The 21,609-nt window shown below is 53.0% G+C and carries 16 protein-coding genes; 5 read left to right on the forward strand and 11 right to left on the reverse strand.

Annotated elements, in window-relative coordinates:
• Positions 1-3 precede the first annotated feature (3 nt).
• Genes argB through argF form a run of 3 tightly spaced genes read left to right on the forward strand, consistent with a single transcriptional unit; the run spans position 4 to position 3,055 of the window.
• Positions 4-879: an acetylglutamate kinase gene (gene argB, locus CFLAV_RS26350; protein WP_007417933.1), complete on the forward strand. Its 876-nt coding sequence runs from the start codon at positions 4-6 to the stop codon at positions 877-879.
• Positions 876-2,162 carry an aspartate aminotransferase family protein gene (locus CFLAV_RS26355; protein ID WP_007417934.1) on the forward strand — a complete coding sequence of 429 codons (1,287 nt, stop codon included), beginning with the start codon at positions 876-878 and terminating at the stop codon, positions 2,160-2,162. The genes argB and CFLAV_RS26355 overlap by 4 nt, the downstream gene beginning before the upstream one ends.
• Complete coding sequence (gene argF, locus CFLAV_RS26360; RefSeq protein WP_007417935.1) at positions 2,159-3,055, forward strand: ornithine carbamoyltransferase; 897 nt, start codon at positions 2,159-2,161, stop codon at positions 3,053-3,055. The genes CFLAV_RS26355 and argF overlap by 4 nt, the downstream gene beginning before the upstream one ends.
• On the opposite strand, the gene CFLAV_RS26365 is transcribed toward argF, so the two are convergent.
• Both CFLAV_RS26365 and CFLAV_RS26370 read right to left on the reverse strand, forming a co-directional pair.
• The gene (locus tag CFLAV_RS26365) at positions 3,056-3,865 is read right to left on the reverse strand and encodes an RluA family pseudouridine synthase (RefSeq protein ID WP_007417936.1); all 810 of its coding nucleotides are present in this window, start codon (positions 3,863-3,865) and stop codon (positions 3,056-3,058) included.
• Positions 3,866-3,913: 48 nt separating this feature from the next.
• Positions 3,914-5,599 carry a SurA N-terminal domain-containing protein gene (locus CFLAV_RS26370; protein WP_007417937.1) on the reverse strand — a complete coding sequence of 562 codons (1,686 nt, stop codon included), beginning with the start codon at positions 5,597-5,599 and terminating at the stop codon, positions 3,914-3,916.
• A 139-nt stretch (positions 5,600-5,738) separates the two neighbouring features.
• Here CFLAV_RS26370 and CFLAV_RS26375 point away from each other — a divergent pair, with 139 nt between their 5' ends.
• A complete protein-coding gene (locus CFLAV_RS26375; RefSeq protein WP_007417938.1) occupies positions 5,739-6,131 on the forward strand; it encodes a hypothetical protein in 393 nt (130 codons plus the stop codon).
• Positions 6,132-6,146: 15 nt separating this feature from the next.
• On the opposite strand, the gene CFLAV_RS26380 is transcribed toward CFLAV_RS26375, so the two are convergent.
• From CFLAV_RS26380 to CFLAV_RS26405, 6 genes are all read right to left on the reverse strand, one after another.
• Positions 6,147-7,415 carry an iron-containing alcohol dehydrogenase gene (locus CFLAV_RS26380; RefSeq protein WP_007417939.1) on the reverse strand — a complete coding sequence of 423 codons (1,269 nt, stop codon included), beginning with the start codon at positions 7,413-7,415 and terminating at the stop codon, positions 6,147-6,149.
• 70 nt (positions 7,416-7,485) lie between these two features.
• Positions 7,486-8,928, reverse strand: coding sequence for an aldehyde dehydrogenase family protein (locus tag CFLAV_RS26385; RefSeq protein ID WP_007417940.1), 1,443 nt, complete (start codon positions 8,926-8,928; stop codon positions 7,486-7,488).
• A 41-nt stretch (positions 8,929-8,969) separates the two neighbouring features.
• Positions 8,970-10,037: a hypothetical protein gene (locus tag CFLAV_RS26390; protein WP_007417941.1), complete on the reverse strand. Its 1,068-nt coding sequence runs from the start codon at positions 10,035-10,037 to the stop codon at positions 8,970-8,972.
• Positions 10,038-10,055: 18 nt separating this feature from the next.
• Positions 10,056-11,801 (reverse strand): MFS transporter, encoded by a 1,746-nt coding sequence (locus tag CFLAV_RS33225; protein WP_007417942.1) that lies wholly within the window; start codon positions 11,799-11,801, stop codon positions 10,056-10,058.
• Positions 11,802-11,823: 22 nt separating this feature from the next.
• Positions 11,824-13,443 (reverse strand): outer membrane protein assembly factor BamB family protein, encoded by a 1,620-nt coding sequence (locus tag CFLAV_RS26400; protein ID WP_007417943.1) that lies wholly within the window; start codon positions 13,441-13,443, stop codon positions 11,824-11,826.
• Between the two features lie 57 nt (positions 13,444-13,500).
• Positions 13,501-15,822 carry an outer membrane protein assembly factor BamB family protein gene (locus CFLAV_RS26405; protein WP_040550291.1) on the reverse strand — a complete coding sequence of 774 codons (2,322 nt, stop codon included), beginning with the start codon at positions 15,820-15,822 and terminating at the stop codon, positions 13,501-13,503.
• A 140-nt stretch (positions 15,823-15,962) separates the two neighbouring features.
• Between CFLAV_RS26405 and CFLAV_RS26410 the strand changes: the two genes are divergently transcribed.
• On the forward strand, positions 15,963-16,490 hold the full coding sequence (locus CFLAV_RS26410) for a MarR family winged helix-turn-helix transcriptional regulator (protein WP_007417945.1): 528 nt from the start codon (positions 15,963-15,965) through the stop codon (positions 16,488-16,490).
• Between the two features lie 57 nt (positions 16,491-16,547).
• Here the strand turns inward: CFLAV_RS26410 and CFLAV_RS26415 are convergent, their stop codons facing one another.
• From CFLAV_RS26415 to CFLAV_RS35775, 3 genes are all read right to left on the reverse strand, one after another.
• On the reverse strand, positions 16,548-19,229 hold the full coding sequence (locus tag CFLAV_RS26415) for a PAS domain S-box protein (RefSeq protein ID WP_007417946.1): 2,682 nt from the start codon (positions 19,227-19,229) through the stop codon (positions 16,548-16,550).
• Positions 19,230-19,593: 364 nt separating this feature from the next.
• Positions 19,594-20,943 carry a phage terminase large subunit family protein gene (locus tag CFLAV_RS26425; RefSeq protein ID WP_007417948.1) on the reverse strand — a complete coding sequence of 450 codons (1,350 nt, stop codon included), beginning with the start codon at positions 20,941-20,943 and terminating at the stop codon, positions 19,594-19,596.
• Positions 20,944-21,267: 324 nt separating this feature from the next.
• Positions 21,268-21,609 (reverse strand): hypothetical protein (locus tag CFLAV_RS35775; protein WP_160164664.1); only part of this gene is annotated, 342 nt, incomplete at its 5' end.

Below are 21,609 nucleotides of genomic sequence, written 5' to 3' on the forward strand. Positions count from 1 at the left end.
ACGATGAAAGAACTTATCTCGAAAGCCGACGTGCTGCTCGAAGCGTTGCCTTACCTGCAACGTTTTCGCAATCAAACATTCGTCGTCAAATACGGCGGCAGTTTCATGGATTCTACCGATCCGGAAGTCCGTAGTGGTGTGGCACGCGATGTCGTTTTTCTCGAAGCCGCCGGCATTAATCCGGTGGTGGTTCACGGCGGCGGCAAAGCCATCACTCGCGCCATGGAAGTCTCTGGAACGAAGGCAAATTTCATCCAGGGCCAGCGCGTCACGGACGAAGCCACAGTGAAGGTTGTCGACCAGGTTCTCTCAAACCAAATTAATCCCGAAGTCGTTGCCACCATCAAATCCTTGGGCGGTTTTGCCAAAGGTTTCGCTGGCACGGAAATCTTCACCTGTCGCAAGCTGTGGCTGACCGGGCCTGCGGGAGAACAAATCGATATTGGTTTCGTCGGTGAAGTGATCGCCGTGAATACCGCGCCCTTGCTTGAGTGTATTTCACAAGGAATTACTCCCGTCATCAGTCCCACCGCCCTTGGTGAAGATGGACACGTCTACAATTGCAATGCCGACGTCGCCGCTGCCCAGACCGCGATTGCTTTGAAAGCGAAACGCCTGGTCTTCATGAGCGATGTTCCCGGCTTGATGCGCAATCCCAAGGATGAATCCACTCTCATTTCTCATCTACGTACTGGCGAAGTTGCTGATTTGAAGAAAGCCGGAATTGTGGATAAGGGGATGATTCCCAAGGTGGACAGCGCGGTTGCCGCCATTAAATCAGGTGTTGATAAAGTCTCGTTCATTGATGGACGGGTTCAGCATTCCATGCTACTCGAAGTATTTACAAATTCCGGTATCGGCACAGAAGTAGTGTTATGAAAGAAATCGTTCCCCAGCCCCCGTCCATTGTTCACAATGAAATGGCGGAGATTCAGTCTCTTTTTAACAAAAACGTCATCCCATCCTACGGGCGTTTTGATATCGTCCTGAGCCATGGCTCCGGCAGTCAGCTCTGGGATGTCACCGGCAAGCGCTACCTCGATCTCGGCGGCGGCATCGCGGTTTGTTCACTGGGGCATGCCCCTTCAGCCATAACTGAAGCCTTGATCGAACAATCGCGTAAACTCGTCCATGTTTCGAATCTTTATTTCCATGCTCCGCAAGGTCGCCTGGCTCAGGAATTGGTAAATCTCATCGGCCCGGGCAAATGCTTCTTTACCAACAGCGGTGTGGAGGCGAACGAGGGTCTGTTTAAACTGGCCCGCAAGTTCGGCCATGATGAAGGACGTTTTGAGATCATCACCACTTACAATTCTTTCCACGGACGGACACTCGCCGGAATTTCTGCCACAGGCCAGGACAAGGTTAAAAAAGGTTTTGAACCAATGGTCCCTGGTTTCCGCCACGTTCCCTACAACGATTTGCAGGCGATGCGAGATGCCATTTCTCCGGCGACAGTCGCCATCCTGGTTGAAGGCATTCAGGGTGAAGGTGGTGTGACCCCGGCTACGCCGGAATACCTCCTTGGTTTACGTCAACTTTGTGACGAAAAGAAGTTGTTGCTCATGATGGACAGCGTGCAATGTGGCCATTTCCGCAGTGGCCGCTTTCAAAGTTATCAACGCATTTTGGAAGGAGTTCCGCGCGGAGATAAATTTATGCCGGACGCCATCTCCATGGCCAAATCATTGGGCGGCGGTTTTCCGATTGGTGCCTTCTGGGTTCGTCAGCCGTATGCTGACCTGCTCAGCGCGGGCACGCATGGCACCACCTATGGCGGCTCGCCCCTGGCCTGTGCGGTCGCATTGAAAATCCTTGAGGTCATCCAGAAGGAAAAGCTGGCCGACAACGCACGCGAGGTCGGAGCCTATTTCAAAGGCGGCCTGCAGGCGCTGGCTCAGAAGTATCCGTCCGTCATCAAAACTGTCCGTGGCCTCGGGCTCATGGTCGGCATGGAACTAGCCCCAAGTATCCCCGCTTTCTCCGGCGAAGGAAAAACTCCTGCGGTGCGTTTCACCAACCTGCTTCACGAAGCCGGTCTCATAGCAATTCCCGCCGGCACACATATTCTCCGCTTCCTCCCGGCTTTGAACTTGCACAAGGATGAGGCAGCGGAAGGCCTGAAGATCATCGAATCGGTAGTGGCAAAATTAGCGTCATGAAACATCTGTTAAGCATCGAGTCGTTGGCCAAGGCCGACATGGATCAAATTCTGGCTGCCTCCGGCCCCATTAAAAAGGAACGTGGGCATCACAAGAAACAGCCGCTGGGTGGCCAAACCTGGGCGATGATCTTCACCAAGTCTTCCACGCGCACCCGTGTCTCTTTTGAAGTGGGCGTTCGTGAATTGGGTGGACAGGTGATGTTTCTGAACGCAAATGATATTCAATTGGGCCGCGGTGAACCGATCAAGGATACCGCGCGCGTGCTCGGGCGCATGGTGCATGGGGCCATCATTCGCACCTTCGCCCAGAAGGACGTGGAAGACTTCGCTCACTACTCCAGGATTCCCACCATTAACGCGCTAACCGATGATGAACACCCCTGCCAGATTTTAACGGACATATTTACGTTTCAGGAGAAACGTGGCCCGATTCAGGGCAAGGTGGTCACCTGGATCGGCGATGGCTCCAACAACATGGCTTATTCGTGGATTTTCGCCGCCGCCAAGCTCGGCTTCGAATTTCGTATCGCTGCGCCCAGGGAATACCAGCCTGCACCTGAAATTCTTTCCCGCGCTGGTGGCAAGATTGTGGTGACTGACGATGTGAAAGCCGCGGCTCACGGCGCTGACATGCTTTACACCGACGTGTGGATCTCAATGGGCCAGGAGGCTCAAGCTGCCGAGCGCATCAAAAAGATGGCGGGCTATCAGATCAATGCAGCCTCTGTGAAACTGGCCAAACCGGATGCGTTGGTAATGCATTGTCTGCCAGCTTATCGCGGCAAGGAAATTGACGAAGCCACCTTCGAAGCGCACGCACAGACAATTTTCGATCAGGCCGAAAATCGTCTGCATGTGCAAAAAGCGATTCTGGACTGGGCTGTTTCCTGATTAAAACGCCGCGGCTGCATACAGCCGCAGGTATTTGACTGCCACCTTAAGGTCTTTCGGCCAGGGCGCCACGATCTTGATTTCTGCATTGGTGAGCGGATGCACCAGGCTCAATTCCTCCGCGTGCAACGACACACGGTCCAACAAGGGCCGCTCGGTTTTGTTGGGCTTAAGCCGATAATCCCGCTTCAAACTTGAAAGCATCAACGGCTGACCTCCGTACAAGCTGTCACCCACAATCGGCAGACCGGCATATTGAAGGTGCACTCGAATCTGATGCTGCCGCCCGCTCAAAGGACGGCATTTGAGCAGTGAATAGCCGGCGAACTTTTCCACCAGTTCAAACTGGGTGCGGGACCTCTTCCCGTTTTTCTCATCAACCCGAATCAATCCCAGTTTTACCGGATGCGGCGCCAGCTTTGCATCCACCTCGAAACTTTTCTCCTCCGGTGAACGTTGCACGAGAGCCGAGTAAGTTTTGACCGGCTTTTCGGAACCAAACAAATTCGCGACCGCGACCAGCATCGGTTTGTCTTTAGCCAACAGGATGACTCCACTGGTCTCAAAATCGAGCCGATGGGCATTCATCAAATAGGTTAAACCGCGGCTTTTGGCCCAGGGAGTGCCACGCTCAATTCCAGCGTGCAACAGTTTCATCAGGTTGGGCCGCTTGGGATCGTAACGATCCGGAGAGGTGAGCAGTTTGCTGGGCTTATCCACAGCCAACAGATGCTCGTCCTCGTAAAGGACGGAAATTTCCCAGAACTCCCGCGTTTCGGGAGAGGATAGTTTAATCGACTCGCTTGCCATTGTTCAATTAATGTAAGCGACCAGTTCTAAAATCCCAATGTCAGACTTTTATGATCTGGGAGCGCGTCGCGTTCCAGCGCCCATCTGGCTCTCCTGCATGGTTTTGGTAAGACGGTCTCTGAAGGCAGGATCACGGTCCAACTGTTTCACGAACCATTGATTGAACGCATCCCCCTGACGAGCCTGGCGCACCATCGCCAAAAACTCAGGCAGTTCCTTATCCATCCTGCTCTGATCGAGGGGCAGAGATTTTTCGACATAAACGACGTATCCACCCTGATGAGACGGGATGAACTGGCTGACCTTGCCAACTGGGGTACTGAAGGCGACCTTCTTCAAAGTGGTAAAATCAATCCCTTTCTCTTCAAGTTCAGAAGGCAGACTGCGAGTGCTCAATGAAAAGGGCGGAAGATGTATCGGCTTAACTTTGGCTTCTGCTGCAATTGCCGAGAAGCTCTTATTTTGCGCTAGGCCATTAGGAACGGTGTTGGTGGCAAAAGCCAATCCAGAAGCTTGCGCCTGCAGAAAGGCTTGGTAGTAGCGGTAGTCATTGCTCACCTTTTCTTCGATGCTCTTGAATGGAGGAACTTCACTTGGAAACCGCTGTTTAAAAGCGATAACGTAGGCTGCGGAGTGAGGAGCTACGATTGGACCAGCAAAAGGCTCTTGCTCAGTCAAACCAAATGCATTCTGTGTGAAAGATTCAGGAACATCCATTCCCTGGGGTCCTTCGCCCCGGCTGAACGGAGCAGTAACGGATACCTTCAGGCCCTTTGCTTTGGCCAAGTCAGCAAAGGCAGCGGCATTTTTCTGAGGAAGTTTATCCAGTTCCTCTGCAAATGCGCCTGCGGCACGACGTGCATCCATCAAGGCAGTTTCGCGAATCATTTCTTCTTTGATCTTGGATTTGGCTTCCTCAGGGGTCTTGGCTTCACGATAGGCATTGGTGCCATATTGCTTGTAAACAGACTCCACATCCTGATCGATGTTGGTCATTCTGGACTGAGCCTGGCTCAAATAATTCGAGAGATTGAACTCCACATAATTGACCTGCACACGCTCAGGCAAAGTGTAAGAACTGGCATGACGATTATAAAATTCCTGCACGTCCGCAGGCTTTACGGTGACACCAGCCACGTAATTGGAAAGAGAAAAATTAACCAATAAGGCCGAAATCTCCTGATGCTCTTTTATATATAAATCCTTGGCTTCCTGAGGAGTGACCAGCTTTCCACTCAGGCCGGCAACTGAAAGCAGCTGTTGAATGCCCAATTCATGCTGCAAAAACCTTTGAAAGTCATTGGCGTCAAAATTGTTCGGCTTCAAGCCCTGATCAATAAATTGATCCAAAGATATTTTCCCTAACATTTCCCTGGCCATTTCGGCGACGGCCTGGGAACTGGGATGAATTCCAAATTCCTCCTGCTTGGCGATGACGAACAAGCGTTGGTAGGTCTGGCGGTCCTCATTATAGCCCATGCGACTGGCGTTCGGGTCCGAACTCGGCCAGCGTCCGTTGCTGATGAAATAACCCAACTGTACTTCCCTGCTCGCATTGATAAATTGTTCTTGTGTGATGGGTTTGCCGTTGATGGTGCCGAACTGGCTGCTGTTGCCCAGCAATCCTGAGCCTATCCTCGAATTGGTAGGTCCGAAAATGACAAAGCTGATAATTGTGAGCGCAGCAATTACAATCCAAAGCCAGGCTTGATGACGTCTAATAGTACCGAACATATCTTTTTTGTTATATAGGAGCGGTCACCCTAACCGCGCGCCCCAAGGCTGGTCAAACGCAAAAGCAGCCTTTTTTGCGCAACTTTGTCCCTAAATCCAACTTTACAACCCCCAGCCGCTTATGCCACCCTCTCCGCATATGCTTAGCATTAAGAAACTTTGGCCATTTTTATTACTGCCACTCCTCATCGCAGGCTGCACCACCACTCCGGCGTCCTTCACTAATTTGACCCCACAGGATCAGCTTCGCAACGCCAATAACCTTTATCCGGTGGAGGTTGCCTTTAATTCACGCCAACAAACTCTGCGTTGGGACAGTGTCCGCCCGTCGGTGGTGATCGGAACCGATTTCTTCCCAATGAAACAGACACCCCTGATGAAGAACCGGTATGAGACTCTCGTGCCCATTCCTCCGGGGAACAAAGTCGTCTATTACCGCTTTAGGATCGATTACGACTACACTGGATTTGGCAAGCCGGGAACCAACAGCACTCTTTCCGACGTTTACAGAATCCAGGTTATTGATAAATAACCTGCCGCAAGGCGCTTAGGAAAGCTTCCCATCTCCGCGAGGCCGGAAAGCGGCCTCGTAAAGTTCCACAAAATCCTTTTCCGATACGGCGCGGGGATTAAAGGTGGCAGTCCACTGATTGGCGGCTTCGGCCGCCATTATTTTTATCTTTGAACGGTCCACTCCACAATCAGCAAGAGACCGGGGAATTTGTGCCAAGTTCAGGAGACCTTCCAGACGGGCAATAAGCGCTTCCAAGGCTTCGTGATGTCCATCGCTCGCACAGGCGATCTCCGGCGCTGAGGCCAGTTCCGCATATCCCTTTCTGGCAATTGCATCCTGCCCGTTGAATCGCACCACTAGCGGCAGCATGATTCCCACCGCCTGACCATGGACCACACCAAAATGAGCTGTGAGCGGATTGGCTGCGGCATGAATTGCACCCAGCATGCTGTTTTCAATGGCAGTACCCGCCAGAGCCGCACCCAGCAACATTCTCCCGCGCGCCTCCAGATTTTTTGGCTCCCGCATCACGGTAGGAAAGCTATTAACGGTCAGCTTGAAAGCTTCGTGAGAATACATCAGCGAAAGCGCGTTTCTCTTTTTCGTCACTGCGGTTTCGACCGCATGAGCAATGGTATCAATCCCGGTGCAAGCCGCCACCCGCGCAGGCTGCGATAAGGTCAGGACCGGATCAAGAATGGCAATACGCGCTGCTGCTTTAGGATCGCCACAGGCCATTTTTTGATGGGTCTTCTCATCCGCGATGAGCGCGAAAGATTGGCACTCGCTGCCAGTTCCGGCGGTCGTGGGAATCGCGATCAAAGGCAGCATTGGTTTGGCCGCCTTCCCCATGCCCCAATAATCCTGTATGCGCCCGCCGTTGGTGAGAAGAAAGTTGCAGCCCTTGGCCGTATCCATGCTACTGCCCCCACCCAAACCAATTATGCTGTCGATCCCGGCCTCTCTGGCCACGGCCACGCATTCATCCACATCCTGAGTGTTTGGATTCTCACGCGCTTTTCCGTAGAGAACGACTGAGATTCCTGAAGCCTCCAGGATGCGCTGCACCCGTTCGGCATGTCCGGCCGCCACAATACCCGAGTCAGTTACCAGCAGTGACTTTCGGGCACCAAGGCCGCGCGCCAGTTCACCCAGACGCTCCACGCTGTTCGCACCAAATATTAGCCGCGTACGAGGTTGATGATCGAAGGAAATGGAACCGGGCTCGAGATCAGCGGTGACTTGGACCGAAGGATGGGTGTTTTGCACCGTCTCTTTCTGGCTATGTGCGGCTGATGACATGGTTTACGCAACTTTTATTCGGCCCACTACAGTTCTCCAATCTGACGGCACCCTGTTCATTTCTGTTCAATCAAATATCCTTCGAGCGTTCGATTGACCGGCGCTTATAAAGAAATTCGAACATGTTCCCTTCGTGGGGTTGCTCCCATGAAATCTTCATGGTGGAAATCGGTCCAAGGTTCAGTCGTTCGATATGCGATGATTCCAACAATTGATCAATAAAAGCCTGATCTTTCGTAATGGCAGTTACGACCAGTGATGGACCAATCCGATTTAACATCTCGGCTTGCGGCACCTCAACCACGCTGGCGTAGGGACATAGAAACTCACGATTTGCGAGCGGGTGCGCAAAGGAATTGCATAGCACAATGGTCGGCCTTAAATAAATCCCGCCTTCAAAAGTAACTTTTCGCGGGCCATTTCGGTAACTGGCCGTAACGTCGGCAGCTCCGGCAGTTTTCAAGTCCTGCTCAATCGCGCCATCGATGTACTCCGCCATTTTTGGATTGGCGAAGCCGGACAAACGCGCGTTCTCATCCGCGGCAGACAACGGAGCAATCGGCCCCAACTTCTTCGCCAGGGCATTCGCGATTTCAGCCGCATACTTGGGCACCACCACCGCCGAGGCATTAATACAACTACGCCCGCCATTATCGGAAATGGAACCAGCAATCAAATCAATGAATTCGGGCCAGTGTTCAATCTGATCCTCTCCGATCAAAACCTTGCTGTATCCCGGCCCATGAATTTGAATCGCCGGATTGTTCGCGTAGCGATCGGTGGTGGCTTTGTCACCAAAGATCAAGGCACGACCGCAGGATTTCAGAATTTCGGCAGCGCCTTCATGGTCAGTTGGATAAAAACCAAAAGCTTCGGCCGGACAGCCGGCAGCCATAAAAGCATAAATCAGCCGCAAAGGCGTCCAGGGTTCTTCACGCCCCGGCTTGATTATGACCGGCATCTTCAACGCAATGGCCGGCAGCCAAAGTGAATTCACGGCTGGAGAATTACTCGGCATGACCAGGCCCAGTGCCTGGGTCGTCGGATAATAACTGATGGGAGTGCCGAACTGTTGGCCATAACCCTTGTCCAGAATCGAAAGATCGAGCCCGCGCGTGAGGCCATTCAAAATTGTGCGCATGTTCGTGAGCGCATGATGAATTTTGGCCATGTTCCGCCGCACCATTGCATGCGGCAATCCGCTGGTGGCGGACAAGGTTTCCAGATATTGCCGGGCCGATTGGGTATGCCCTTTATCACCCAGCGGCAACGTGCCGTTCAGGAATAACTCACCAGCCTTCGCGCTGATTTCAATGAGCTGTTCGGTGGTAAACTTTTTTAGGGCCGCACGTGATTCCCCAATCCGTTGCAAATCCTTGCGAATGATACCGGCATTCACCTGGCTGATCGAAACCAGTGGGGCACCGGTCCGATGATCCGTGATGTTTACCTTGTCGAGACTCTCGTAGGCCTTGCCTCGTCGTAGAGCCGGGATGTGCGGAAGGTCACTCATATAAGCATGCCTGTTGCGTCCTGCAAATACATGGTGTCAGATTAGTAAACGCCTTCGACTATATTCTTTTCCATCGCGCCGAAGGGCCGCACTTCCGCCACGCCATCCCAAGCGTAAGGGGCGCGTGGTTCGCGACGAATCGCTTCATCGCGTTCGAGAAAACGTGGCATGAAAAATTCCCTGGTCAATGTGGTCAGCTCCACCCTACCCCACTCTCCATAATTCTTTACTTTAGTTGTGTCGCTGGGATCAACAATTCGCAGGACCGCCCTGGGCTGCGGAGCATAATAGGTGATTGAAAAATTATCTTCCGGACGCAAAGGCACGCTGGCGGCCAATCCCATCAAGGTGTTGCCATAAGTTGGATAGAAGCCGATCCGGCCTTCCAGGACTTCCTCCACAATAAAACGGACGTATTGCGGAGCCATGGTGGTGCCGCCACAGAACACACCGCGGATGCCAGCGTCCCACAAATTAATCTTCTCTCCCAAAGCTTCGAGCAGTTTTGGAGTCGTGAAAAGGGCGCTGATTTTGCGGTGCTTCAAAATGGTAACCGCCTGATCCACCACATGATCCATGTAAGCGCGGGCTTGCTCAAACTGCTTGTTCGAGATCACCTTTTTCACCCAGCGTGGATCTAGATCGACAAAATAGCAGGAACTGCCACGCACGTTGGCCAAATGCTCGACGGCCAGGCGCAGACGGCGCGGGCCGGTTGGCCCAACCATCAACCAATTTTTCCCCTTTGGGAAATGCTCATCAGGCAGCTTTTCGGAAAACTCTCTGTAATCCACCTTGTAATCATCCCAGCCGATGCGTTGCTTGGGCATTCCGGTGGTGCCGCCAGTTTCGAAGACGTTGAAGGGACGGCCTTGATATTTTTTGGGCACCCAAACCTCATTCTGCAGATCGCGCAGCCATTCATCCTGGAAATGCGGGAATTTAACCATGTCCGCAAAAGTATTTATTTCCTTGCGAGGATCGAAATTTTTCTTCGCCCAATCGAGCCAGAAGGAACATCCGGTTTCGGGGTTGAAGTGCCATTCAATGATTTCGCCCAGGTGCGCATCGAGTTGGGTCCTGGCTTGCTCGGGAGTGAGTTGGGTCATAGCGGAAATTGCTTGAGTTTAACGGCTGGCGACCGTGGATTTGGATTCTACCGTTGTTTCCACCGGCTCAGCTTTGGGTTCGGGCAACAAAAAAGTAAGCACCAGCGCGATGGCGAAGACTGCCGTCCCCACGATGCCGGCCGCAATGGCAACCTGATCGAAAGTGGATTTGGCGCCCGCCATCGGAGCAATAATATTTGTGGTCAATAATGCTGCCGAAGTGCCAAGCATGCGGCCACCCACATTGGTGGCGAAGCTGCCCCCTGTCCCACGCAAATGCAACGGAAACACTCTGGGCAGATACTCACCAAAGTAACTGAACTGCGCGACAATCAAGAGACCGCAAACGAAAATTCCCCACTGCATCTCGACAGCGGAATGTTTGTAGAACATCCAATAAGTAAGCGGGAGCATGATTAGGCCGGGAATTAAAAATAGTCGCAACAGGTTCCGCCGGGAAATGGCTGTCACCAATAAGATGGCCAGAATAATTCTTCCCACCAGGCCACCTGATTCTTGAGCTCCTTGCATGACGTTGCCCTGCTTTTTTACAGCCACATCGAAGGGTTCCTGCTGGTCTCGATTATCACCCAATTGCTTCAGAATCTTTTCGCGATCGATCACCGCCTTTTTCGCTTCGGGCTTGGACTGAGTCAGTTCCGTAAGGTTGGTGTCGAGCTGGCTGATGTGAGCGCCGAGTGTTGCGAGTTGGGCTTTGGCAGTTGTTTTCTGAACTTCGTCAGCATCGGGGTTATCAATGGTCTTTTTCGCCGACCTTATCTGAGTGCGGGTTCGGCCACGCTGCACGGTCAATTCCTCCAAGCCAGGAACATCACTCAAGGCCTGATGGAAAGCCGGCAGTGCCGCGAGCAAATCTGTATTGAGCTTGCGGGCATCGTCCTGAAGAGGCTTGAGAGCTTTGCGTTGTTCTGCAAGTTCCGGCAGGCCGGGAGCAACCCGCAATGGTGTGAGTTGCAGCGCGCCGAAAGCCGCAGCATAGGCACAGGCTGAAAGCAAGGCTGTGACCAGCGTCACCCGACGCAGTTCAGGTGCGAACAAAGCGCCGAAGCTGGGCCGTTTGAGAGTGCCAGCCTGCTTTTTCTCGCGCCAGGTCTGCGACTCAGGAACGAAGGGAAGCAGGACCATGATTGGAATCGCTGGCAGTATGCCGGTCATGAGCGCGTAGCGCCAGGCGGCGTGGCCATTAAAAATGTCGGGCAATGGCAATGTCGGCAACGTATTGGCACGAGTGATGATCCAGGCATTGATCCCGGTTACGAGCAGACCGCCTAACGATGCAAAAGCCTGTGTGCTGCCAAGGACGATTTCCTTCCGCCGCTTTTGCGGAAAGAGTTCGGCCAGCCAGGTAATCGCAGCCACAAACTCCACGCAGACACCGATGAAGGTCAGGCAGCGAAAGAACACAAACATCCCCAGACTCGTGCTAAAGGCCGCTGCAAAGGGTGAGAGTGAATAGACAAGAATGCTGGCCACCATGATTCGCTTGCGGCCGAAGCGATCGATGAGCCATCCGCCCAAAAGTCCGAACACACCACCGCACAGTGCACTCAGCCAAAGAATATTGCCCATCCACTTCGTAACCAGCGGATTGTTCGCCGGCACCTGAAGCAATTCGGCGATTGCTGGCACCCCCACGAGCGGGGTCATCAGCAACTCATAGGTGTCGAACAGAAACCCAATGCTCGCAATAATGATTACAAGCCACTGGGTTATCGTGAAGCGGGATGGGGATTCAGAAGTCATGTGGCGCCGGAGATTGAAGGCACTACTTCTGGATGTCCACCTTGGCAGGTTGATCCTTCAACGCGTCCGCTTTCGATTCATCATGGAATGAATAGAGGTGCGTGTTGGAAGCCACGTAAATGGAACCATTGGCCACCACTGGAGTGGAGTAAACCGGAGCGCCCAGGTTCGTTTCACTGATGATCTTCTTTTCCTTGGAGGCAGCCATCACGATGAAATCGCCATCTTCATCACCGGCGTAGAGCTTGCCATCGGCCACCATTGTGGAACCCCACATATGCGCTTTCATGTCATGCGTCCAATAAAGCTTGCCGGTCTCAGCATCGAGGCAATGGATGAAACCCGAGAAATCGCCCACAAACAACAGGCCCGTTTTCGGATCAATCGAAACGGTTGAAAGACTGCGATGAATTTTGTCGTACGACCAAATTTTGCCGGTCTTGGTGATGTCGCCCGTTTTAGTTGCATCGATGCAGGTCAGGTTACCAACTCCTTCGCCATGTTCCGGATCTTGTCCAACGGCAACGTAAATGCGGTTTTTGTAAAGCACAGGAGTTGCGTTTACTTCGCTGGGGCCATCGGCGGCTGGATATTTGTAAGGCTTGCCATCTTTGTCAGCCTTGTGTTCCGGAGGATTGCAGTCGTACCACCAGGCTTTCTTAAGATAACTCGTATCGCCTTCCTTCACCGGCTTGGCATCGAAGGCATAGCAGAAGCCGTCGCCACCGCCAAAGAAAACCAGTTGCTTGCCATTCACAACTCCAGCTGAAGGAGAGCTCCATTGACCGTGAAAAATATGCGGCCCAATGTGAGCATCATCTTCGCCCATCAATTCACCCGTCTTTTTGTTCAGGGCGATGAAGCTCGGAGAATTGGGTGAAGGAATGTTCGAGTGCGTCCAGTCCTGACCGTTGGAGGTGCAGACATAAATCATGTCCCCCAGAACCAGGATTGAACAATTAGAGGCGTTGTGCGGGAAGACACCCAGTTCATCCATCATGTCGTAACGCCAGATGATATCGGCATCCTTAGGCCCGATCTTGGCTTTAGGTTTGCCGGGTCCAACTACGTATTGCGCCTCGTCGGTGAAAGGACCTTGATTGCCATTGGCCTGGCCGTTCAGATTCAGACAGAGGACTTCACAACGACTTGTCACCACGTAGACGCGATCCCCTTCCACACAAGGAGAAGAGAGCAGGCCGAGATTTTCCCAGTCGTTCACCTTGCCGGAAGCCAGCTTGGGGACCACCAGTTGCCAGAGAAAGTCGCCGGTTTTTTCGTCGAAACAGAGGAGGATGCTGCGGTCGCCTTGATGTTGAGGGTCGCGCGGGTTTTCATTATTGGTGCCGATCAACACCTTGCCATTGGCAACCACCACGTTGCCGTAACTTTGCGATCCCAGTTTCGCCACCCACTTGACGTTCTTGGTGGTCTTCATGTCCACATCGTCGGTCCCGGACTTCAATTTGCCGGGATCGAAATGATCGGGGAGGCCGGTTTCAGGCGAGTAGAAATTGCGGGCAGGATCAGATCCGCCCCAGCGCGGCCAATCAGCAGCAAAGGCGCTGGGCAGCAACAGGCTGACACCAACAACACCGGTCAGCAAGGTGGTGGAAAGAAACTTGTGATTCACTGTTTTCATGTTCTTTTGTCAGGGCTGGATAACTCTATTTAACCTGCTCTGTTTGATTCTTTAAATCTATTTATTTGAGGTCACCGTAATATTATCGATGAACACACGCTTCTGGGGGGCAAAAGCGAACAATCCGGGTGAACCGCTTTCATTGGCATGTTTATGCGGAACTTCAATGAGCCATTTATCCGGTTCAGCCTCGCCTTTTTTCCAGGCCTTCGCGCGGATCACGCCCGAACCGTCAGATGCCACGTCCACCCGGGTCTTCAAATGATACCACACCTTGGGAGACCAATCGAAAGGCACCGCTTTACGGAACAATTCCTGGGTTGAATTCACCTCGAGTTCCTTGGAATTACCTTTCATCACAATGTAATAACGCTGGTTGACCAGGCCCACTTCGGACATGTTACGTTTATTCCCATCGCTCATGACATCGGCCTCGATGGTGTAGTTTTTGGTGTTGGGATCACCAATGAAAACTGTGGCGCGCTGGAAGAACGGATTATCAATCGTTTTCGCAAGCACTTTGCTGCCTTCCATGTCCCGAATCTCAAATTTGAAGCGTGCACCGATCCAGGGGAGTGGTGGATAGGCGAACGTCACATTTTCGGCGGCGTTGGTTTCCATGAGCGAAGCCCACTCAAAATCCTGCTTGATCGGGAGATAGGGCAGGACGCGACCGCGCATATAACCTTTCAAGCCACCCACGCTGGCTTCGAAAGCCCCCGCGGAAGGCACGGGATCATTGGCCGCAACCAATTGATTCTTCTCGTCGAAAGAGGCTTTCATGCTGGACTTCACCTTCGCTGTGGCGGGAATGAAGGAAGCCCACTTTACAGACTTGGCATCCTTGATATTTTCCACCGTAAACCCATTGGCATCGAGCGAGCGAACGCGGAACGATTCCGTCTGGCCGGGACGCATCAAGACTTCCGAAGGGATTACCTGCAACTGAGCAGCCTTGCCGGGCGCCGGCCATTGCTCAGCCACCTGTTCAGGTGGCAGACCTGGATTTTTGCCCTTCTTGCCAAAGCAATACAAGTGGCGCGTGGTCTGCATGTAGATCTTGCCATTGTAAGCTGTGGGTGTACCGAAGCAACGACCATCCAGCGAAGCATGGGCGAGAATTTCGCCATCCTTGTCCGTAGGTCTAATGACATAGAGAACGCCCTTGGTTCCTGCCTCGCCTGAGCCTTCAGTTTTGATCGCAGGATCATCCAACATGGGGACATACAGCTTGCCGTCCGCATACAAAGGACAGGAGTTGCGCTCTTCAATGCCAATCTTTTTCTTCCAGAGGATGTTGCCGTTATTGGCATCAACACAACAGAGATCGCCCTTTTCACTGACCACATACACACGGTCGCCAACCAGGATAGGCGAACTGGTGGAGGTGGAGATATCATCGGCCCACAATTGCGCCGTGGAACGTTCCACAACTACGGGTGCTGCCGCCGCATTCGTCGGAGTGACATGGGGAATTTTCAGAGCGACGAGCTGGCCGGGCTCATAGGGTGTTCCGTAAATACAAATCACCTTGTCATTGTTGTGCACCAACACGGCGGCATTGATCCCAGCCTTGGTCATCGGAATGCGCCAGATCGGCTCGCCCGTTCGTGCGTTGGCGCAAACCACACCGCCGTCGCCGGTGGCTGAATAAAACACCCGTTTGCCATCGAGAAATCCCATGGAAGGATTGGAATACGAATTGTCCTTGGGACGATCACCGGGACTGGAAGACCAGATGAGTTCACCGGTCTTCTTGTCGAAGGCATAGAAGCGGTCGGCAGCGGGACCTTGCGCTCCCCAGTTGGCGGTGATGCCCCGGGTGATGACCAAATCCTTATCGATCACGGGTGAGGCAGTACGGCTATTGGGGAAGGTCAGGCGGCCAAATTCCTCCATGAGCGAGTGCTTCCAGAGCAATTTACCGTCGGCGGTGAATGCCGCAAGAATGCCCTGAGTGCCTTGCATGTAAACATTGCCGGTTTCCTCATCCACGGTTGGACTGGACGTGGCGTAACGCAGGTAAATGGTGTCGCTCAGAAAGTCGCTGAAGAGTTGCTGCCAAAGCTTTTTGCCAGTTTCAGCATCGAAGCAGACAACCCCTTCCTGCAGATCGGCACCCTCCCCCAGATAGCCCATGATGTACACCTTGCCGTTGGCGATGACGGAGGTGGATTGGCCGGGGAGATCAGCAACCCAGAGTGGGTGTTGCGGGTCTATGGTGTCGGGAAGACCTTTTTCAAGGGAAGTTCCGTTCTGTTGAGGACCACGCCAATTCAGCCATCCCTTTGCGGGAGCGGCCACAGTAGTCGAGGTGAATGAGGAGCCCGTGAGAAAAAGTCCGAAAACGCCAACCGCAATTCGAGTCGTCAGTTTCATAGCCGAATTTAGAAGCATCCGGGCCACACACATCCCACATGGGCAGTTGGGCGGCCAAGCCTAATTTACTTCCAAGAGTTGCTGCATTATTCTACATAGCAGGAAGTAAATCAACAAAAATACTACTCATACGTAATAATATGTCTAACGACGGAAGTGTCAAAAGCAAGCCGCAGGAAATCCAAGCCACTGTTGCGCTACCCATCGATGCCCCGGAAAGACGTCGCCTGCCGCTTTTATTACGTCGTTGCTGGTATGGCCTGAATCAAACTTTTCGACGAAGAATAGCCCATCTGGAAATTACCCCCGATCAGTTCACGGTCATGCGGACCTTGCAGGAAGGAAATCCCAAGGGATTAACCCAGCGCGAACTTACGGACCTGATGAGCAGCGATCCAAATACTATCGCGTCACTTTTAGAGCGCATGGAAGCACTTGGCCTGGTGGAACGCCATCCCCACGAAACAGATCGTCGCGCCTACCAAATCCAACTCAAGCCGGTCGGCAAGCAAAAGTATGAGGAGGCACGGGAGATCGCAGTGAGCTTGCAGAAAGAAATTCTGGCGGTGTTGCCCGAAGCAAAACGTGAGGAGTTTTTGGAACACCTGGCTCTGATAGCTGGCGCCTGTCGCGTTGTGTCAGAGAAAACGACGGCTCGGACTACCTAGACAGGTTGAATGCGGGATGCATTCGGGCAGGAAACAATTTGGCGGCCGAATGCTGAATCATTTATTGCCGAGGACCTGGCGCAAAGTGCGTAAAAGAGTCTCCGCCTTATAGGGCTTTGCGAGGACGGCCTTTACACCTGTAGCTTCCCAATTTTTGGAGAAGTTCCCGCTTGCGGCGACAATTTTTACTTCAGGATGCATTTTTCTTAACCGCTCGATCATGACCATGCCATCCATAATCGGCATCATCATATCGGTGAGAACGACGGCAATTTCCGATTGCCGCTGCCGGTAGATGGCCAGGGCTTCGGCTCCGTCATTTGCAGTAATTACCTGATAGCCGAACGATTGCAGGGCCTTCTGCGTGGCCTTTCGCACCGCTGCCTCATCTTCGACCAACATCACCAACTCGCCATTGCCTTTGACAAAGTTCGCGGTTTCCTGCGTGTCTGCAGCTGACACGGAATCCAGGCTCGTCTGCGAGGGCAGGTAAACCGTGAACGTGCTTCCCTTTTCTAATTCACTGCTGACATCAACAAATCCACCGTGGCTTTTGACGATGGCCAACATCGTCGAAAGCCCCAAGCCGCTGCCTTTGCCAATCTCCTTCGTGGTAAAGAAAGGCTCGAAAATGCGCGCCTTCACTTCCGGTGCAATCCCGGTGCCAGTATCCGTCACTCTTAATGCGACATAAGATCCCGGTTTCGCATGGGGACTCACAGCCTTATACTTATCATCCAATAAGACGCTCTCCGCGGACAATACCAGTGTACCACCATCGGGCATCGCATCACGCGCATTAACGCACAAGTTCAAAAGTATCTGGTGCAATTGGGTGGGATCCCCCACGAGACAGGCAACACTGGGTTCCATCCGTTTTTGAATGCGAATCGACTTCGGAAAAGTTTCACCCATGATCTTTTCCATTTCTTCCAGCAACCTGGCCACTGAAATGGTGATGCGATCCCCTTGCACACCGCGGGCATAGGATAATACCTGCTTGATCATGTCCGCTCCGCGGTTTGCGCTGCCCTCAAGCGTCTCCAACACCTCGGTCGTCTCCGGCTCCGGATGCATTTTCTTCAACAGCGCAATCGACATTAAAATCGGCGCCAACACATTGTTCAGATCATGCGCAATGCCGCCCGCCAGAGTGCCAATGCTTTCCATTCGTTGCGCCCGGAGAAACTGCACTTCCAGTTTCTTGCGTTCCGTGATGTCCGTGTTGATCACAAATACTGTCCGCGGCGCCCCCGAATTATCACGGACCAGTGTCCACCTGCTTTCAACAAGAATTTCACGTCCTTCCTTGGTTATCTGCGAAAGTTCGCCTGCCCATTCGCCATTTTCCAATGCAGCCGATTTTGCTGTCTCGAACTTCGCCACATCGCGCAACAATAGCTCTTTCACCGATTGACCGATCACTTCCGACGTCGTCCAGCCATATAATCTGGTGGCGCTTTCATTCCAAAAAACCACCTTATTCTCCCAATCACACACCAGAATGGCATCTCGCGCCTTGTCCAGCAAAGCGGCATGCTCGCGCACCAACTGCTCGGCTTTTTCCCGTTCCTTGATTTGCTCGGCCAGTTGAGTGTTTTGCGTACGCACCGCCTTGTAAAGACGATCGTTCGTCACTGCCAATGCAATATGGTTGGCCACGATTTGGAGATGTTCCACGTCGGCGCTCGTAAACCGGCGCACTTCCTTCTCGGAATAAATCCCCAGTATGCCAACAACTTTTTCCTCTACCAGCAACGGAGCGCCGGCAAATGATTTGAACCTATAGGCGTTCGGCTCGGACTCGAAGAGCTGGGCAGTGACTGGATTGGTATGGACATCTTCGATTGCCGCCGGACGCTTCTGGTTGACAATCTCGCCCGAAATACCCAATCCGAGGGCTATTTGCTGTGGCAGTTTCTCTTTTGGAATTCCCGCACTGGCGAGCAAAACCATATGCTCTTCTTCCAAAACACGGATCACACATCCATCCACCGCAAACGCCTTGCGCACCTGGTCGGCCAATTCCTCCGCCTGCACCGCCAACGGAGTAGCTCCCACCACCGCACCCGTGACTCGGGCGATCAATCCCAGACGTTCGTTGCTCAACTTCAAAGCCTGCTGCGCCTGCTGACGCTCAGTCACGTCAATGATCAACCCCTCCAGGAAGAGCATCTCTCCCTCGGATGAAAAAACGCCCTGCCCCTGTTCCCATACCCATTTCTCGACACCTTTTGCCGTGCGAATCCGGTAGGTCAACCGAAACTCCCTTTTCTCCTGAACTGCTTTCTGAACCCCCAGCCACACATGCTCCCGATCTTCCTCGTGGATCAGGGCTCCATAAGCGGCAGCCTTGTTACCCAGCAAATCGTCAGGCTCATATCCCGTGAGTTCCACGCAACCCTGACTCACGAAGATCAACGTCCAATCCTGGTCATTCATGCACCGGTAGGCCATGCCTGGCAAACTGGACATTAAACTGGCCAGGGTTCGTTGACTCTCCTGCAAAACAGCTTGAAACCCCTGCCTCCGTGCCAATTCACGTTGAATCAAAAAATAGAGAAACCCTGCCGTAACGGCCATGAAAGCCCAACCTTTGGCAATTTCCAATTTCTCCAAAAGCTCCGGATCACGCACCAACAAATTGAGCAATCTGTTCGAGAAAAATATCCAACCCAACCCGAGCATGAGGTAAAATCCAGAGATCCGCAACGGGGCCGAAATTTCGATTTTTTTCATTTTGCAAAATGGCGTTCTCAGTACAAACGACTCACCCCGCCCACCGACTCGGCCCCATCCCCAAACAACTCCAGTAGGCTACCCTGCCCCCCTGCTTTTGAAAGCAAAAATGAACTTCCTCATTATCTGCTCTGATGCAGTTTTTCACCCGTTGATAGACCATTCGAACACACCTGGTAAGTTGTAACTCCCAGCTTTCATTCGACATTCGAAATTTCCCTAACCTTCCGATACCTTCCGATACCTTCCGATGGCTTCCGAGAACCCGAACATCGCCGACCATCGACACGTCCCCGGACCTTCCGAAAATCCACAAATTGATATGTCCATATTTCATTCGAAATTCGGAATTCGTAATTTCCCATCACCTGTCCCCATAATGAACTATCTCTCCCGACTCCATTAACACCGACGCACTGACTCCGCGCCTCGGCTTCGCCGCCTCCTGCCGCAACGCCTTGGCCCAAAACCGGTCGCAATGACTATCCGCACTCTCCCCGATAAACCGGATATTCCCGCTCGTCGTCACCTCCTTCTTGATCCCCCGCAAATCCGCCCGCAACAGCGGGTCCCGCGTAATCCTCACCCGACGATCCTCAAACGCCATCCGCAGATTATACGCCAGTTCCTCCTTCACATGTCCTGTGAACGTCACCGCCTCCACCTTCCACCCAAACCGATACTTCGCCCGCTCCGCCAGTTGCATCCCCAGCCCCGTCGCATCAATGCACGCCCGCTTCAACTTCGGCAACTCCAATAGCCGATACAGCTCAGCTTCCTGTTCCGAGAAAGTCTTCCCCGCCAATTCAATCCGCATCCGGTCCCACATCACATCGCCCACCTTCTCACCCACATCGATCACCGAAAGATCACGCTTGCGCCCCACATCGAACCCGAGATACAGCGGATTCTCGCACTTCCTCAAATACTCAAAATCCTTCAGGCAATCATCCTCACACGCGTCAATCAGGTCATAGCCAATAAACACGCTCGATTCATCCGCCGGCACACAGCAATACTCCTGCAACCACTGCTCCTCATCCAGGCACTCCGCCCTCACCCGCGCAAGATATCCTTCCCGCGACTCCGCCTCACCCGTCTTCCCATTAATCCGCTCCACCACTCCCTGCTCGATCGCCTCCTGCAGCGTCACCTTGTGATGCGACCACCCCATCGGATTGCCCCGATGATGAATATCATGAATAATCCCATTAAACACCGTCCCCACTCCCCGATGCGTCGAAATGATTTCCAACTGCCCGCCCCATGTCGTCACCGGCTTCGCAATCCGGTACAACATCCGCTGGTCCCCATGCAGCGCAAACTCATCCAGGATCACGTGACCCCGCTTACCCGCCAGCGCATTCGGATTGGAGCTCAACGAATAAATTCTCAGCTTCGTCGCAAACTCCAAAACATACGCCGAGAACTTCTTCTCCCGGTCAAAAATGATCTCCCCGAGGTCATGCGCCACCACATCCAGAAGCTGCGCCCAAGCCTTGCAATCCTCCAGGAACAACCGCGCCAGCGGTTCATCCCGCGACGACACCCAGATATCCAGCCGCGCCCCCTTTTCAATCACCCGCCTCACCGCCGAAAACGCCGCCGCATGCGTCAACCCGATCTGCCGCGACTTCTCCATGATCTTGAGCCGCGCCCCATCCTCAATCCACCGCTTCTGATAACCCAAAAAATAATCCTCCCTAAGCTTCATAATTTTCCTTTCGAGTATTTCGTGGTTTGGTTTGTCATGCTGAAAACGTTCCGAGGCCCAAAGGGCAAACCTTATCTTAGCGAAGCCCAACGGGCTGGTTACTTTTCCAAAAGAAGCCCCAAGGCCTGAAGGTCCGGCTTACCCTTCATCACCTCTACCGCCGACACATTTCCACTCATTGGCCATTCCTTGGACCTTTGGTCATTTGTAATTGGGCATTCCAACATCCGCGTCCATGTGTGTTCATCTGCGGTTCTCCTATTCCGAATTTTTTTGCGCTTTTTGTGCCTTTTCGTGGCTACTTCGCTTTCCGTCTTTCGTGGTTCAAAGCAACCTGAGTTCCTTCTCAATCCTCCGCAACGTCTCCGGCCGAATCCCACCCTCGCCCCGACTCAACTCCTGCTCCAACGTCTCCCGCTGCTTCTCCACCTTCGCCTTGAACTTCTCCAACTCCAGCGACCGCCGATTCACCAATACAAACGCCTTCAACAACTCCATGTACGTCTTCGGGTCACCCTCCTCCAACTCCGCGCGCAACCTTGCCAGATCAAACCGCGACAACATCCCGAACAACTGCGTCCCCAGAATCTTAATCCCCGCCTCCTGCACCGGACACTCCGGATGCTGCGCCATCACCGACTGCGCAAACTCCGCATCCACCTGCAA

Source organism: Pedosphaera parvula Ellin514, from assembly GCF_000172555.1.
Classification (GTDB): domain Bacteria; phylum Verrucomicrobiota; class Verrucomicrobiia; order Limisphaerales; family Pedosphaeraceae; genus Pedosphaera.